We start from the raw sequence: 16,420 nt of genomic DNA on the forward strand, positions 1-16,420 counted from the left end.
CGCTCGTATACCGGCCACCGCGGCTAAGACGTCCCCACATGTCGGCTCCCTGTCGGCTCGAAGGTCGGAGATCGGACGTACGAGCGCGGTGAGCGGTTCCGTCATGTCGGGCTTCTCTGAGTCATGAACCACATCCGGGCACGGAACAACGAACGGTGGCCGGTCGTTTTCGCAGCGTTGGAGACGCAAGTGAGGGAGTGGGATGACAGACCGGCAGAAGCGCAACGACGTCGTGCTTGCCGTCGTACGTGTGGTGCTGGGCGTCGTGTTCGTGATGCACGGCTGGCAGAAGTACGACACGATCACGATCGACGGCGTCGAGTCGATGTTCGACGGGATGGGTGTTCCGTTCCCGTACGCAGCCGCCGTCGGGGTGACGATGTTGGAGCTCGCCGGCGGTGTCGCGCTCGTACTCGGCGTGCTCACCCGGCCGCTGGCTGTGCTCTTCGCGCTGAACATGGCCGGAGCCGTGTACTTCGCCCACTGGGAATCCGGCTTCTACGTCAACGAGGGCGGCTATGAGCTGGTGCTCGTACTCGGTGTCGTGAGCGCGATGTTCGCGGCGATCGGCGGCGGCCGCTACAGCGTCGACCGCTGGCTGGAGAACGGGCGTACGCGCGTCTCGTCGATGACCGGCTGATTTCGGTCAGGACGGTTCAGACGCCGCGCGAGCCGTCGGCCAGCTCGCGCAGGATGTCGAGGTGCCCGTTGTGGCGTGCGGTCTCCTCGACCAGGTGGTTGAGGATCCAGCGCAGGTTGGGGTGCAGGTCACGTGACGGGCGTACGGCCGCCTGGTCGAGGTCGACGTCGGCGACCAACTCGTCACAGCGCTGGATCTGCGCGCGGTACGCCGCGATCACCTCGTCGGCGGTCATCGAGAGTCCCTGCGTCATCTCGCCGTCGGGGTCCTCCTTCGTCCACGGTCCGAGGTCCTCGCCGCCGAGGAACCTGGTCTCGATCCAGTCGAACTCCACCCATCGCAGGTGGTTGAGCAGCGATGCGGGGTTGGTGAGCGGCGAGGTCGCGATCGGTGCGGCCACGACCTGCTCGTCATCGAGGCCCTCGACTTTGGCGATGGCGGTCTCGCGTACGAAGGTCAGCATGGTCTGGAGGACGGAGCGCTCGTCCAGCGCCGGGGGAGTGTCGGTACGAGTCATGCGCACACCCTCTCGTGTACGCCGCTCGGCGTCGAGTCAGTATCGCGGTGCACAATGAAATCGTGAGCGAACCACTGGTGTTGGGCATCGAGTCGTCGTGCGACGAGACGGGTGTCGGCATCGTGCGCGGCACCGAGCTGCTGGCGAACGCCGTCGCGAGCAGCGTCGACGAGCACGTGCGTTTCGGTGGCGTCGTACCCGAGGTCGCGAGCCGAGCGCACCTCCAGGCGATGGTGCCGATGCTGGAGAAGGCGCAGGCCGACGCGGGAGTGGGCATCGACGAGGTCGACGCGATCGCGGTGACGAGCGGCCCCGGCCTGACCGGCGCGCTGCTGGTCGGTGTCGCAGCCGCGAAGGCCATCGCGCTTGCGTACGACAAGCCGCTCTACGGCGTCAATCACCTCGTCGGCCATGTTGCGGTCGACCAGCTCGAACACGGACGCCTTCCGACGCCGTGCGTCGCCTTGCTCGTGAGTGGCGGGCACACCTCGCTGCTGTTGGTCAACGACATCGCTACCGACGTACGCCTGCTCGGCGAGACGATGGACGATGCGGCGGGCGAGGCGTACGACAAGGTCGCTCGACTGATCGGGCTGCCATACCCCGGCGGGCCGCACATCGACAAGGCGGCGGCCGCAGGCGATCCGAAGGCGATCGCGTTCCCGCGCGGGCTGACGGCGCCGAAGGACCGCGAGCGATATCGGTTCGACTTCTCCTTCTCCGGGCTCAAGAGTGCGGTCGCGCGGTGGGTCGAGGCACGTGAGGGGTCCGCAGACGACCTGCCGGTAGCCGATATCTGTGCGTCGTTCCAGGAGTCAGTGTGCGATGTGCTCACCGCCAAGGCCGTCGACGCGTGCGTCGCCAACGGTGCGAAGCAGCTGGTCATCGGCGGCGGCGTCGCCGCCAACGGTCGTCTGCGTGCTCTTGCCGAGGAGCGCGCCGCGGCCGCCGGCGTCGAGGTCCGCGTACCTCGACCCGCGCTGTGCACCGACAACGGTGCGATGATCGCCGCGGTCGGTGCGGAGGTCGTACGAAGCGGGCTGCCACCGTCGTCGCTGTCCATTGCGGCCGACTCTTCGATGCCCGTGACAACGGTCGTCGCCTAACCCGTTGGTGCGCCGGGGAGGCGAGCATCACCTGCGATGAACGTCTATGACTTCCCGCCGATCGAAGCACTCATCCTGGCCGCCTACTGGATGGTCACCAACCTGGCCGAGCTCCTGCAACCGTTGGCGGGCGCATCGAGTGCGGCCGTCGCGATCGTGCTCCTCACCGTCGGGGTACGCGTACTCCTGATCCCGGTCGGCAGATCGCAGGTCAAGGCCGGCATCACCAGGCGGAGACTCGCTCCCCAGATCGCCGAACTGCGTCGCAAGCACGGTAAGAGCCCCGAGCGGCTGCAGCGCGAGGTCATGGACCTGTACGCGAGGGAGAAGGCCTCACCGCTCGCAGGCTGTCTGCCGATGCTTGCGCAGATGCCGGTCCTGATGGCTGTGTACGGCCTGTTCATCCAATCCACGATCGGCGACCATCCCAACGAGCTGCTCGGGCACACGCTGCTGGGAATCCCGCTGGATGTCGGCTTCGTCGGCCAGCTGAGCTCAGGTGCCCTGACCTGGCAGTCCGGAGCGGTCTTCCTGGCCATCGTGCTCGTTGTCGCCGTGGTTGCCCAGGTATCGCGACGGGTACTGATGTCGCCGGGTCCCGACGAGACAGCCGCGCAACCGAGCGGCCCCGCACTCGGTGGGCTGACGCAAGCGCTGAGCTTCATGCCGTTCATGACTGCGGTGATCGCCGCATTCGTACCGCTCGCCGCCGGTCTCTACCTCATGACCACCACTGCGTGGACCTTCGCGGAGAGGGTCGTACTGACCCACTTCCTCGGAGCGTCTTGACCGGTCGACGAGCGGCGCGGTGGCGGGTGGCCGTGCTGATCTGCGCGTACGGCATGCTGGATGGTCTATGATGTCACTGCGCATGCGTACCGCCGCATTGGTCGCGACGCTGGCACTCGCGGCCACGGCCTGTTCCGACGACGGGGGTGCCGACGAGCCCGATGCGGAGCCGACCGGCGGATCCAGTCAGTCGTCACCGACCGAGAGCGATCAGCCCGACGACGATACGAAGCCGACGGGCTGGGGCCCGACCACCGCCGACGTCGACCGGGCGCGTGCGTACGTCGACGACCTCAGCACCGAGGAGCTCGCCGGGCAGCTCGTGATCGCGACGTACGAGGGAACGCAGGCGCCTACCGACCTCGTCCGCGATCTGCATCTCGGCGGCGTGATCGCGATGGAGCCGAACATCGAGTCGGTCGACCAGATCTCCGATGTCAACGAGACCTTGCAGTCCAGGGCCGATCGTGACTATCCACTCTGGCTGAGCGTCGATCAGGAGGGCGGCATCGTCAACCGGCTGAACGACACGATGACGCCGTTCCCGACGTACATGACCTACGGCGCCGCCGGCCGTCCGAAGATCGCTACCCGTGCCGCGCAGGCATCTGGCGAGGAGCTGCGCGCCGCCGGCTTCACGGCTGTCTACTCGCCCGACGCCGACGTCACAGCGGGAGCGCAGGATCCTACGATCGGGAGCCGGTCAGCGGGCGGCAGACCTGCGCTCGTATCGAGAACGGTGCAGGCGTCGCTCGAGGGGTACGAAGAAGCCGGCATTGTGTCCGTGGTCAAGCATTTTCCCGGCCACGGTGCGCTCACCACCGACTCACACGAGGCACTACCGACGCAGCAGGAGCCGTTGAGCCGCGTACGAAAGCGCGACTATCGACCGTTCGTCGACGCGATCGACGCGGGGGCACCCGCCGTGATGATCGGCCACATCGACATCCCGGCGCTCGACGACGGTGTCCCGGCATCGCTCTCGCGCAAGGTGATCACTGGTGAGCTGCGCAACCGGCTCGGTTTCGACGGGGTAGTCATGACCGATGCGATGAACATGGGTGCCATCGTCGACGAGTACGGAGCGGCCGAAGCAGCGGTCATGACCGTCAAAGCGGGTAGCGATCTCGTCCTGATGCCGGCCGACACCCAGGCCGCCGTCGAGGCGATCGCCGACGCGATCGAGTCGGGCGAGATCCCGGAGAAGCAGGCGCGTGCGTCGGCGACCCGTGCCGTCGCCCTGCTGTTGCACGAGGACGCACAGCCCGCGCCGAAGTCGGGCCCCGGTGAGCACAAGCGTGACTCGCTCGCGGCGTCGAAGGCGGCGATAACGGTCGTCGACGGCCCGTGCGAGGGTCCCATCGTCGAGGGAGCCGTTCAGCCGGTCGGCGACGACGAAGCGGTCGACGCGTTCACCGCGGCGGCTGAGCGAGCCGGCCTGGAGGTCGGCGGCGGCTCCACGGTGACGTTCGTCGGTTGGGGCGATACGTCGGGCAGCGGCGATGTCGTGGTGACGACCGACACCCCGTACGCGCTGGGTGACAGCTCGGCGAGTAAGGCGAAGGTCGCGTTGTACGGCGACACTCCGCAGGCGATGCGGGCACTCGTCGCGGTCCTGCAAGGCAAGGCGAAGGCGCCGGGGCGGCTGCCCGTGCGCGTGGACGGTGTGACGCGCGACGGTTGTTGACCACGTACGGCCGCGGGGCTGGTGGTACGCGGGTCGTCAGCGGGGCTGCGACAGCAGGGCGAACATATCGCCCACCTCGCCGAGATGGCGGAGCTTGTCCGGGTTGATCTGATTGCGTAGACCGACGACCGCGTCGGCGCCGACGTCGATGATGAGAACGCCGAGCACGCGACCGTCACCGGTACGCAGGAGCATCGCCGGCTGGCCGTTCGCGTGCGTACGCTCCAGGCGTACGTCGAGCCGATCCCCTTGCCGTAGCAGCCCGAACACGAACCTCGCGACCGCGACCCGACCGTTCACCGGTACCCGGACAGCAGGGGCCTTGCCGCCACCGTCTCCGTAGAAGGTGATGTCGTCGGACAGCAAGCGTTCCAGCGACTCGAGGTCGCCGCCGTCGAGAGCGGCGAAGAACGCGTCGGCGAGCTCGTCCTGTCGCTCGGCAGGCGCGAGCGGGGTGCGCTCGGCCTCGAGATGGCGTTTCGCACGCACGAGCAACTGGCGGCAGTTGGCCTCCGACTTCTCCACGATGGTTGCGATCTCGGCGTACTCGTAGGAGAACACCTCGCGCAGCAGGAACACCGCACGCTCCACCGGTGACAGCTTTTCCATCACGACAAGGAACGCGGCGGAGACCGTCTCGTCGAGCTCGATCCGGTGCACCGGATCGTCGTCGAGGACGGGCTCGGGAAGCCACGGCCCCACGTACGTCTCGCGGCGAGCTCGCGCCGAGCGCGATGCATCGATCGCAAGGCGGGTCGTCACCGTGGTCGCGTACGCGGCCGGGTTCTCCAGGACGGTGCCGTCGCCGAGGGCGCGGTGGAGGCGCAGGAACGCGTCCTGTACGACGTCTTCGGCCTCGCTGACGCTGCCGAGCATCCGGTACGCGATGGAGAACATCAGCGGCCGCAGCTCGTCGTGCTCGGTCGCGAGGTCGGTCATACCTCCAGCAAATCACAGCCGACCTGTCACAGGATCCGAATGCACTCCGTCGGACGGGGAAACGACACACACCTTGGAGGATGAGATGCGAGTTCTGGTAGCAGGGGCGACCGGGGCCGTCGGCCGCCCGCTCGTACGGATGCTGGTATCGGCCGGTCACGATGTCGTCGGTACGACGAGCCGACCGGAAGCCACCGGAGCGGTCAATGAGCTCGGCGCGACGCCGGTCGTCATGGATGGTCTCGACCCGGTGAGCGTACGTAGAGCGGTGCTCGAGACCGGCCCGGACGTGGTGATCCACGAGCTCACCGCGCTGAAGACGATGACGGGCAACATGCGTAAGCTCGACGCCGACTTCGCGGTCACCAGCAGGCTGCGCACCGAGGCGACGGACAGCCTGCTCGCGGCGGCACGGGAGAGCGGCGCGAAGAGGTTCATCGCTCAGAGCTTCACCGGTTGGACGAACCAGAAGACCGGTGACGGTCTCGCGACGGAGGACGAGCCGCTCGATCCGCACCCGACGAAGCACTCACAGAAGACGCTCGCGGCCATCGCCCATCTGGAGAAGGTCGTTCCCGCAGCCACCGGCATGACCGGCATCGTGCTGCGGTACGGATTCCTCTACGGTCCCGGCACGGGGTTGGAGCCCGGCGGCGATATGGCGGAGCTGATTCGCAAGGGCAGGTTCCCGGTCGCCGGGGGAGGAGGCGGCGTCTGGCCGTTCGTACACGTCGAGGATGCGGCGAGCGCCACCGTACGCGCCGTCGAGCAGGGGGACGCAGGGATCTACAACGTCGTCGACGACGACCCGGCGCCGGTACGCGACTGGTTGCCGGCGATGGCCGAGGCAATCGGTGCGAAGCGACCGATGCGAGTCCCTCGGTGGCTCGGCCGGATCGTCGCCGGCGACCATGCAGTTTCGCTGATGACGAGTGTGCGCGGGTCGTCGAACGCCAAGGCGAAGCGCGAGCTCGGCTGGGAGCCCAGCTACCCGTCGTGGCGCGAAGGATTCCGTACCGGCTTCGGGTGACCCCGCTGCAGGGCATAGTCAACGCAACGGAAATCGTGTTGGCTGTCCTGTGACGTACGACACGATCGACTGTTGTCGAGAGGGAGCCCAGATGAATATCCGCGTAGTTCTTGGTGTGCCGGTCGCTGCAGGGCTGATCGCATCGGCCTTGAGCGCTTTGCCGGCGAACGCAGCGCCGGCCGACGAACATGCACCGCGCGGTGTCTCGTACCAGCGGTTCGATGACAGTGACGGCTTCCTCGACGGGAAGTTCAAGGACGTTCACCTACGTGGCGACCGCCTTGCGCTCGGCCGGCACACCAAGCGAACGACGATCTACCGCGACCCGTTCGGCTCGAAGCAGGTCCGTCGCTACGACGTCGGCAACTGGACGTCGCCGGTCGTACGCCTCGGCTTCAAGGCGACGGAGGCGATTCCGTCCTGGAACGCGACGACGCCGACGGGAAGCTGGGTCGAGACGCGGTTCCGCGGCAGGCACGCGGACGGCAGCTGGACGAAGTGGTACGTGATGGGCCGCTGGACCAGCGGCATGGACTTCAAGCGCGGCGACATCCACCGGACCTCCGTCGACGGGCAAGGCGACGGTGACGGCACGGTCTGGACCGACACCTTCTCCGCCGAGGACGGCAAGGAGGTCAAGGCGTACCAGCTGCGCGTACGCCTGCTGCGTCCGCACGACGCCAAGAAGAAGCAGGTGCCGACCGTCAGCGCCGTCGGCGCGATGGCATCCGAGGACGGCGGCGAGCCCGGCGCGACGAGCGAGCCGACCCTCGACCACGCGGTAGAGCTCGACGTGCCGCAGTTCTCACAGAACATCCACCGCGGGGAGTACCCGGAGTTCGGTGGCGGCGGGCAGGTCTGGTGCTCGCCGACCTCGACCACGATGGTGCAGTACTCGTGGGGCAAGAAGTACCACGTCAAGAAGCGCGACCTGCGCGACATCGACGCGCCCAACGGCGACCCGCAGGTCGACTACGCGGCCATGAACGCATGGGACTACACCTACGAGGGCGCGGGCAACTGGCCGTTCAACGCGGCGTACGCATCGACCTTCGGGCTCGAGACTTTCGTGACCAGACTCCGTTCGCTCGCCGAGGCGGAGCGGTTCATCGACGCGGGCATCCCCGTGATCATCTCGCTGGCATTCACCGAGGAGGAGATGCCCGAGGCCGGCTACGGCACCGACGGGCATCTGATGGTGCTCCGCGGCTTCACCGAGGACGGCGACCCGATCCTGAACGACCCGGCGTCGGACTCCAACGAGGGCGTACGAAACGTCTACACCCGCGAGAACTTCGAGAAGGTGTGGCAGCAGTCGTCCGAGGGCGTCGTCTACATCTACCACCCGAAGAACGTCGCCCTGCCGGACAACGTCGAGGGGGCTCCCGCCAACTGGTAGTCAGCGCAGGTCGGATCGGGCCACGCGGCGAACGAGGTATGCGCGGCCCGCACCGTCGACTCTGGTCATCACGATCGTCGCCGGAGTTGAGCCGCGTAGCTTGAGCCGCGCGACGAGTTGGTCCGGCACGATGTCGACGCCGCGCTTCTTGACGGTCAGGGAGCCGACGTCTCGGGACCGCAGCGCCGCTCGTAGCTGCTTCTCGCGGTACGGCAGCTCGTCGACCACCTCGTACGCAGTGGCGAACGGCGTGTCGACGAGGCGGTCGCTGCCGACGTAGGCGATGTGCGGATCGAGTAACCAGCCGTCGGTGTGCGCCACGACGGCGGTGACGAGGTGAGCACGGATGACCGCGTCGTCGGGTTCGTACAGATAGTTGCCGGGCGCGCGAACCGCCGCGTCGCCTGGGGCGTCGTCCTCGGTCAGCGTCGCGCCGCTGGGCAGCACTGTTGCGCGACGGTGTGAGCTCGCGAGCGGCATGCCCCACAGACAGGCCTCCACCAGATCGCCTCGGTCGCTGACCCACTCCGCCTCGACGCCTGCCGGCACCAGGTCGTGGTCGATGCCGGGGGCGACCTTGGCCGCCGCCGACCTCGTCAGCAGCCCGGTGACGAAGTCCCAGTCGGGCGTGCACTGTCGCGGGTCGAACCTGCGCCCGCGCCCGTCGCGTCGAGCCGGGTCGACGAATGCGATCCCGTACTCGGTCGCGTCGACCGTGGTCGCGTCGGCGACCCGGACCGAGCCCCGAAGGGCCAGGGCGTCGAGGTTCGCGGCGGCGATGCGCGTACGTAGCGGGTCGATGTCGACGCCTTCGGCGGTGACGCCTGCCCGCCCCAGCGCGAGGAGGTCGCCGCCGATCCCGCAGCCCAGATCGATCGCCGAGTCGATTTCGTGCCTGCGTACGCGCTGTGCGCGATGCGCCGCGACCGGGCTGCGCGTCGCCTGCTCCAGGCCGTCGGAGGTGAAGTACATGGCCGCGGCGTCGCTGCCGAACTTCGCGACCGCCTTGCGTCGCAGACCCGCCTGCTGGATTGCCGCCGCGACGAGGTCGGAGTCGTACGCGCGGCGAAGCCTGGTGCCGAGCGCGAGCTCGGACTCGGTGTCTGCGGCGGCCTCGACCTCACCGAGGAGCGCTTGGCCGTCGGGCGCCAGCAATCGTTCGAACGCCTCGACTCGCATGCCGCAATCCTCGCATCGGGTGCCTACGCTGGCACTCCCTCGGACCGAGTGCTAGATTCGGCGTTAGCACTCTCCAAGTCAGTGTGCTAACGGTCTTTCGGGCGTACGACCCCCGCGACGGCGTATGCCCTGACCAGCAGTTTCAGTCTGTACACGTGCGAAAAGGAAGGTCGACACAGTGTCGGTCAGCATCAAGCCGCTCGAAGACCGGATCGTCGTCAAGGCGCTCGAGGCCGAGCAGACCACCGCGTCCGGGCTGGTCATCCCGGACACCGCCAAGGAGAAGCCCCAGGAGGGCGAGGTCCTCTCGATCGGTCCGGGTCGCGTTGACGACAACGGCAACCGCGTACCGCTCGACGTCGCCGTCGGCGACAAGGTCATCTTCAGCAAGTACGGAGGCACCGAGGTCAAGTACGGAGGCGAGGAGTACCTGATCCTCTCCGCCCGTGACGTCCTCGCCGTCGTCGAGAAGTAAGCCCGACCGCCCAGCTGCCGTACCCGCGAGGTGACGGTGTGCTGGGCGGCGCTCTTTAGGAGAGGTAATGCCAAAGATTCTTGAGTTCGACGAGGATGCTCGTCGGGCACTCGAGCGGGGGGTCGACTCCCTCGCAGACACCGTCAAGGTGACGCTCGGTCCGAAGGGCCGCTACGTCGTCCTCGACAAGAAGTGGGGTGCACCCACGATCACCAACGACGGCGTGACCGTTGCGCGCGAGGTCGATCTGGACGACCCGTTCGAGAACCTCGGCGCACAGCTCGCGAAGGAAGTCGCGACCAAGACGAACGACATCGCGGGTGACGGTACGACCACTGCCACCGTCCTCGCGCAGGCGATGGTGCACGAGGGTCTTCGGGCGGTCGCCGCGGGCGCCAACCCGGTGGCTCTCAAGCGCGGTATCGACAAGGCCGTCGAGGCCGTCACCGCCAAGCTCGCCGACGCCGCTCGCGACGTCGACGACAAGCAGGACATGACCCATGTCGCCACCATCTCGGCGCGCGACGCGCGCATCGGCGAGCTGATCGCCGAGGCGTTCGACAAGGTCGGCAAGGACGGCGTCATCACCGTCGAGGAGTCCAACACCCTCGGCACCGACCTCGAGTTCACCGAGGGCATGCAGTTCGACAAGGGCTACATCTCGCCGTACATGGTGACCGACCAGGAGCGTATGGAGGCCGTCCTCGACGACCCGTACATCCTCCTGCACCAGGGCAAGATCTCCTCGGTGCAAGACCTGCTTCCGCTGCTGGAGAAGGTCATCCAGGCCGGTAAGCCGCTTTTCATCATCGCCGAGGACATCGAGGGCGAAGCGCTCTCGACCCTGGTCGTGAACAAGATCCGCGGCACGTTCGTATCGACCGCGGTCAAGGCACCGGCGTTCGGCGATCGCCGTAAGGCGATGCTGCAGGACATCGCGGTTCTGACCGGTGGCCAGGTCATCGCCCCCGAGGTCGGGCTCAAGCTCGATCAGGTCGGCCTCGAGGTTCTCGGCCACGCGCGACGCGTCGTCGTGACCAAGGACGCCACCACGATCGTCGACGGCGGCGGTGAGCAGACCGAGGTCGACGGCCGGGTCAACCAGATCAAGGCCGAGATCGAGGCCAGCGACTCCGACTGGGACCGCGAGAAGCTCCAGGAGCGCCTCGCGAAGCTGGCCGGCGGCGTTTGCGTCATCCAGGTCGGCGCTGCCACCGAGGTGGAGCTGAAGGAGAAGAAGCACCGCATCGAGGACGCCGTGTCCGCAACGCGTGCTGCCATCGAGGAGGGCATCGTCGCCGGTGGAGGGTCCGCCCTCGTACACGCGACGACCGGGCTCGATATCGATGTCGCGGGCGACGAGCGTGTCGGCGCCGAGATCGTCCGCCGCGCGGCCGACCAGCCGCTGCGCTGGATCGCCGAGAACGGCGGCGAGTCCGGTGAGGTCATCGTCTCGAAGGTCCGTGAGGCTGGTGTCGGCAACGGTTACAACGCCGCGACCGGCGAGTACGGCGATCTGGTCGCGCAGGGCGTGCTCGACCCCGTGAAGGTGACGCGCAGCGCGCTCGCCAACGCGGCGTCGATCGCGGCCATGCTGTTGACGACGGAGACGCTGGTCGTCGACAAGCCGGAGGACGACGACGAGGCCTGATCTCGTGTCGTGACGGCGGGGCCGGCTCTTCTCGAGACCGGCTCGAAGTCAAAGGCCCGGCGGACATCGGGCGTGCCGATGTCCGCCGGGCCTCGTCGTCGCTACCGCGATTGCGTCTCTGCCCGCGGGCGACTTCGTGCGTCTCAACTCCCCAGCGAGACAAGGTTAGGCTAACCTATGCTTCGTCGGTGTGCAAGGACCGAAGTTGCCCAGGCGCTGGCAACAGACCCGGTTTCGTGCCAATCTTGACCCCGCACCGCGCTATCTGCGCGGGAGGGAGTTGTCGACACCGGGGGCAATGGCTGCTGATGGTAACCAGCGACGATGTCGATCTGTCGCGCATCGTGATCCGTGCGCAACGCGACGAATCGACGTTGAACCTGCTGATGCGCGAGGTTCGCACGGTCGCGATCCGCTACTGCCGGGCGCGGCTCGGTACGTACCCAGGCGGGCGTCAGCTGGCCGAAGACGTTGCGCAGGAGATCTGTGTCGCGGTTCTGCAGGCCCTGCCGACCTATGACGAGCGCGGTGTCCCGTTCGAGGCTTTCGTCTATGCGATCGGCTCGCGAAAGGTTGCCGACGCCCAGCGGTCGCTGAGCCGGTCGAAGCTCGTACTCGTCGATGAGATGCCCGATGAGGTCGATGAGGAGCCGGGCCCGGAGCAGCGCGCAGTTCGCTCCGGTGAGTTCGATGAGGCGATGGGCCTGATGGCCGAACTCCCCGACAACCTGCGCGAGGTCCTGCTGCTGCGGGTGGCGCTTGGGCTCAGCGCCGAGCGTACGGGCGATACGCTCGGGATGAGCCCCGGAGCCGTACGCGTCGCGCAACACCGCGCGCTGAAGAAGCTCCGGTCGATGTGTGCACGGGCGACGGCGACAGGAGGTGTGCGGGCATGAGCAACGATGTGCTCGACCTCGACGGTATCGCCGCCGATGACGCTCTGATCGAATCGCTGCGGGCGGGCGCCGGTCGCGCCGACCTGCCCGACGACGATCCGGCCGTCGATCTACTTCTCGCGGTCCGCGATGGCGCTCAGGCGCCCGCCGAGGACGCCCCGGTGCAGGCGGGTACGCCGCGCCGGCTCGTATCGGGTGCGGTGGCGCACCGTCGCGCGATCGCCGTTGCCGTGGTCGCGGGCATCGCGGCGACGACTGGTTTCGGCGCCGCCGTCGCCGGTGATCCGGCGGCCGCGTTCAAGTACATCTTCGATCGCGGGGTCGACATCGGCAGCCGGGTCGGATCTCCGGGCGGGAGCTCCACTGGGGCCGCCGGCGGCATCGTCGAGCCGCCGCATGCGGTCGGTATGCAGACGACGCCGCTGCGGCAAGGCTCGGCTGCGGCGCCGCTCAGCGACACCCGCGAGGACACCTCGGTCGGTTTCGTACGCGATTCCGACTACTGGATCGTGCCGACTCCCCGTGGCCTCGAGGAGGATTCGGCCAACGAGGGCGACTCCTCCGAGAACGACGGCGTCACGGCGGCCGACGAGTCGACGATCGGCGTCGACGACGGGCCGGACGACTCGCCGACGACACGAGACCAAGACCCGACGGTCGACACCGACTCCACCGACGAGGTGGACGGCCCGAATAAGGACCCACAGACCGACGACTCGGATCCGTCCGACGGCCCGACCACGACGATCGTCGAGTCGCCGACGCTCGACGATCCGACGGAGACGCTGCCGACGGAGCCGACGCCGACGGAGACGGATCCGACGGAGTCAGACCCGACCGAGTCGTACCCGACGGAGACGGATCCGACCGAGTCGGATCCGACCCCGACGACTCCCACCGAGCCGACCACCGAGACACCGACCGAATCACCGAGCGAGTCGACCTCGCCGTCGTCTCCCGCGCCGACCACGAGCTCGCCGACGACGCCGTAGGCGGAGGCCTCGTACGGCCGTTCGACTACCCGCCTGCCGGATTCCTCGTACCTGTCGGCATTCCGTCCTGCATGGGTTCAGAAAAGACGCGGCGACGCGCGGAGCCGCCATTTCGGTTCTGTCGCTTGGCGGCTTCCCCGAACCTTAATATGGGATCGGGGTAACGTTCGGATTCGGTGTCACATCCGTACCGGTAGTCGCTGGCGTACCAGCGGGCACGGCAAGCTGTCACTTTGCACGGTGTAGCTGCCGTGCAAAGTGGAGTTTCACCATGTTTACTTGGTAAAGCACCACCCACCGACCCCGCAAAAGCCGACCGAATCGGGAAAGCCGGCAAGCAACCCGGCCCGTAGTTGCGGCTCCCGCGTCGCCGCGTCTTTTGCCCAACCGGAGTAGCAGGGAAAGCCGACAGCGACGATATGCGAAGCGGCGAGTAGTCGAACCGAAGGAAGCGGGAAAGCCGACAGCGACGAGGAGTCGAGCAGACGGGTAGTCGCCCCCAAGAAGCAGGAAAGCCGACAGCGGCGAGGAACCGGGCAAGCGGGTAGTCGTACCAACGAAAACGCAAAGGCCGGCAACTCCCCGCATCCGTCGCCGCGGGGCCTGAGTACGATTGGGTTCTGGCTCGACAACCGGAAGGTCGCATGGACGTCAACGCCGCTGGAGTACCCGAGAAGTTCGCGCCGCTGGGCCTCACGTTCGATGATGTGTTGCTCTTGCCCGGCGAGACCGACGTCGTGCCGGCAGAGGTCGACACGACTTCCCGGCTGACCCGTGAGATCTCGCTGCGTGTCCCGCTTGTATCGAGTGCGATGGACACGGTCACGGAGTCGCGGATGGCGATTGCGATGGCACGCCAGGGCGGCATCGGCGTACTCCACCGCAATCTGTCGGTCGCCGATCAGGCCTACCAGGTCGACCTGGTCAAGCGGACCCAGACCGGTATGGTTCCCAACCCCGTCACCATCGGTCCCGATGCGACGCTGGAGGAGCTCGACCGACGCTGCGGCGAGTATCGCGTGTCCGGTCTGCCAGTCATCGATGCCGACAACCGGTTGATCGGCATCATCACCAACCGCGACCTCCGGTTCACACCGGTCGCCGAATGGGCGACGACAAAGGTCAACGAGGTCATGACACCGATGCCGCTGATCACCGCGCCGGTCGGGATCAGCCGGGCGGACGCCACGGCTCTGCTGCGGCAGCACAAACGCGAGCGGCTGCCGATCGTCGACGAGCAGGGCCGGCTGGCCGGACTCATCACGGTCAAAGACTTCGTGAAGTCCGAGCAGTTCCCCAACGCGTCCAAGGACTCCTCCGGCCGACTCCTCGTCGGCGCGGCGATCGGCTACTTCGGCGACTCCTGGGAGCGCGCGACGACGCTCGTCGAGGCCGGGGTCGACGTACTCGTCGCCGACACTGCCCACGGTCACGTACGCCTGCTGCTCGACATGATGAGGCGGCTGAAGTCCGATCCCGCGACGAACCATGTACAGCTCATCGGCGGCAACGTCGCCACCCGAGCCGGTGCGCAGGCATTCGTCGACGCAGGCGCCGACGCGGTGAAGGTCGGTGTCGGGCCGGGCTCGATCTGTACGACCCGAGTCGTCACGGGCGTTGGCGTACCCCAGGTCACCGCCGTGTACGAAGCATCGCTCGCCTGTCGTCCGGCAGGCGTACCCGTGATCGCCGACGGCGGCCTGCAGTACTCCGGAGACATCGCCAAGGCGATCGTCGCGGGTGCCGACTCGGTGATGGTCGGTTCGATGCTCGCCGGCTGCGAGGAGAGCCCCGGCGACTTGATCTTCGTCAACGGCAAGCAGTTCAAGGCCTACCGGGGCATGGGTTCACTCGGTGCGATGTCGTCGCGCGGTCAGCAGTCGTACTCCAAGGATCGCTACTTCCAGGCCGAGGTCGACAGCGACGACAAGCTCGTACCGGAGGGGATCGAGGGTCGCGTCGCCTACCGCGGGCCGCTCGAAGCGGTCGCCCACCAGCTCGTCGGCGGTGTGCGGCAGTCGATGTTCTACGTCGGTGCTCGTACGATCGCCGAGATGCAAGAACGCGGGCGGTTCGTGCGCATCACCTCGGCCAGCCTGAAGGAGAGCCACCCGCACGACATCCAGATGACCGTCGAGGCACCGAACTACAGCCGCTGAGCAGGCAATGGGTTGATGGTGTCGCAGACGGTACTGATCACCGGGGCGAGCGGCGCCGTGGGGCGGCTGATGCGTCATCGCCTCGCCAGGCCCGCAAGGACGCTGCGGCTGCTCGACGTCGTTGCGCCACAGCCGCCCGACGGCGGTGAGGATGTCGAGATCGTCGAAGCGTCGGTCACCGACGACACGGCCATGCGCGCGGCGTGTGCCGGGGTCGACGCCGTCATCCATCTCGGCGGGATCAGTAGCGAGGCGCGCTGGCAGGACATCCTCGACGTGAACATCGACGGTACGCGGGCCGTACTCGACGCAGCGCGTGCTGCCGGTGTCGCGCGAGTCGTGCTCGCGTCGAGCAACCACGCTGCAGGCTTCCACGAGCGGTCCACGGCGCCGGCCGCCGGCTTGCCGGCCGATGCCGTCGGACGACCGGATACGTACTACGGCGTCAGCAAGCTGGCGATGGAGGGACTCGGCAGCCTGTTCCACTCCAGATTCGGCATCGACGTCACCTGCTTGCGCATCGGTACGCTCGTCGAACGTCCCGCAGACCCGCGCTCGTTGTCGACATGGCTCTCACCCGACGACGGTGCCCGCCTGCTCGAAGCCTGTTTGGCAACCACCGTGCCCGGGTTCCGGATCGTCTGGGGAATCTCACGAAACACCCGGCGCTGGTGGTCGCTCGAGGCCGGTGAGGCCATCGGCTACCACCCGAGAGACGATGCCGAGCTCTACGCCGAGGAGCTGCTCGCCGCCACCGGCGGCGTCGTCCCCGACGAGCCCGAGCAGCGGTTCGTCGGCGGCAGGTTCTGCTTCACCGAGCTCGGAAAGCGCCAGCCGTGAGGTCGTACGGCCGCGGCGCATCCACCGGGTCAGCCGGGCTACGAGGGCGTGTCCGACAAATGCCACGCCGGCTCGCAGACCCGCTCACCTATCGACACGGCATCAACCGACACGGCCTAGG

At 67.6% G+C, this 16,420-nt stretch carries 15 protein-coding genes; 12 read left to right on the forward strand and 3 right to left on the reverse strand.

The features are described from left to right. Positions 1–202: 202 nt before the first annotated feature. The gene (locus MU582_04910) at positions 203–640 is read left to right on the forward strand and encodes a DoxX family protein (GenBank protein ID UPK75980.1); all 438 of its coding nucleotides are present in this window, start codon (positions 203–205) and stop codon (positions 638–640) included. A 16-nt stretch (positions 641–656) separates the two neighbouring features. Here the strand turns inward: MU582_04910 and MU582_04915 are convergent, their stop codons facing one another. After that, positions 657–1,157 carry a DinB family protein gene (locus MU582_04915; protein ID UPK75981.1) on the reverse strand — a complete coding sequence of 167 codons (501 nt, stop codon included), beginning with the start codon at positions 1,155–1,157 and terminating at the stop codon, positions 657–659. Between the two features lie 62 nt (positions 1,158–1,219). On the opposite strand from MU582_04915, the gene tsaD reads away from it, so the two are divergent. The 3 genes from tsaD (at position 1,220) to MU582_04930 (ending at position 4,739) form a co-directional block, all read left to right on the forward strand. After that, on the forward strand, positions 1,220–2,263 hold the full coding sequence (gene tsaD, locus MU582_04920) for a tRNA (adenosine(37)-N6)-threonylcarbamoyltransferase complex transferase subunit TsaD (protein UPK75982.1): 1,044 nt from the start codon (positions 1,220–1,222) through the stop codon (positions 2,261–2,263). Between the two features lie 36 nt (positions 2,264–2,299). Continuing rightward, on the forward strand, positions 2,300–3,052 hold the full coding sequence (locus tag MU582_04925; GenBank protein UPK75983.1) for a membrane protein insertase YidC: 753 nt from the start codon (positions 2,300–2,302) through the stop codon (positions 3,050–3,052). Between the two features lie 67 nt (positions 3,053–3,119). Continuing rightward, a complete protein-coding gene (locus MU582_04930) occupies positions 3,120–4,739 on the forward strand; it encodes a hypothetical protein (protein ID UPK75984.1) in 1,620 nt (539 codons plus the stop codon). A 36-nt stretch (positions 4,740–4,775) separates the two neighbouring features. Here MU582_04930 and MU582_04935 read toward each other — a convergent pair whose 3' ends face one another. Further along, a complete protein-coding gene (locus MU582_04935) occupies positions 4,776–5,678 on the reverse strand; it encodes an RNA polymerase sigma-70 factor (GenBank protein ID UPK75985.1) in 903 nt (300 codons plus the stop codon). A gap of 85 nt (positions 5,679–5,763) precedes the next feature. On the opposite strand from MU582_04935, the gene MU582_04940 reads away from it, so the two are divergent. Continuing rightward, entirely contained in the window at positions 5,764–6,708 is a 945-nt protein-coding gene (locus MU582_04940) for an NAD(P)-dependent oxidoreductase (GenBank protein ID UPK75986.1), read from the forward strand. Between the two features lie 91 nt (positions 6,709–6,799). Then, entirely contained in the window at positions 6,800–8,107 is a 1,308-nt protein-coding gene (locus tag MU582_04945) for a C39 family peptidase (GenBank protein UPK75987.1), read from the forward strand. Here the strand turns inward: MU582_04945 and MU582_04950 are convergent, their stop codons facing one another. Then, on the reverse strand, positions 8,108–9,286 hold the full coding sequence (locus tag MU582_04950) for an SAM-dependent methyltransferase (GenBank protein UPK75988.1): 1,179 nt from the start codon (positions 9,284–9,286) through the stop codon (positions 8,108–8,110). Positions 9,287–9,464: 178 nt separating this feature from the next. Between MU582_04950 and groES the strand changes: the two genes are divergently transcribed. From groES to MU582_04980, 6 genes are all read left to right on the forward strand, one after another. Then, positions 9,465–9,761: a co-chaperone GroES gene (gene groES / locus MU582_04955; GenBank protein ID UPK75989.1), complete on the forward strand. Its 297-nt coding sequence runs from the start codon at positions 9,465–9,467 to the stop codon at positions 9,759–9,761. Between the two features lie 67 nt (positions 9,762–9,828). Next, positions 9,829–11,412, forward strand: coding sequence for a chaperonin GroEL (groL, locus tag MU582_04960; GenBank protein UPK75990.1), 1,584 nt, complete (start codon positions 9,829–9,831; stop codon positions 11,410–11,412). 308 nt (positions 11,413–11,720) lie between these two features. Further along, on the forward strand, positions 11,721–12,308 hold the full coding sequence (gene shbA, locus MU582_04965; protein ID UPK75991.1) for an RNA polymerase sigma factor ShbA: 588 nt from the start codon (positions 11,721–11,723) through the stop codon (positions 12,306–12,308). Next, complete coding sequence (locus tag MU582_04970; protein ID UPK75992.1) at positions 12,305–13,300, forward strand: hypothetical protein; 996 nt, start codon at positions 12,305–12,307, stop codon at positions 13,298–13,300. The genes shbA and MU582_04970 overlap by 4 nt, the downstream gene beginning before the upstream one ends. A 644-nt stretch (positions 13,301–13,944) precedes the next feature. Continuing rightward, a complete protein-coding gene (gene guaB, locus MU582_04975; GenBank protein UPK75993.1) occupies positions 13,945–15,459 on the forward strand; it encodes an IMP dehydrogenase in 1,515 nt (504 codons plus the stop codon). 15 nt (positions 15,460–15,474) lie between these two features. Then, positions 15,475–16,299 (forward strand): NAD(P)-dependent oxidoreductase, encoded by an 825-nt coding sequence (locus MU582_04980; GenBank protein ID UPK75994.1) that lies wholly within the window; start codon positions 15,475–15,477, stop codon positions 16,297–16,299. Positions 16,300–16,420: the final 121 nt, after the last annotated feature.

It is taken from the genome of Nocardioidaceae bacterium SCSIO 66511 (assembly GCA_023100825.1).
Lineage (GTDB): Bacteria > Actinomycetota > Actinomycetes > Propionibacteriales > Nocardioidaceae > Solicola.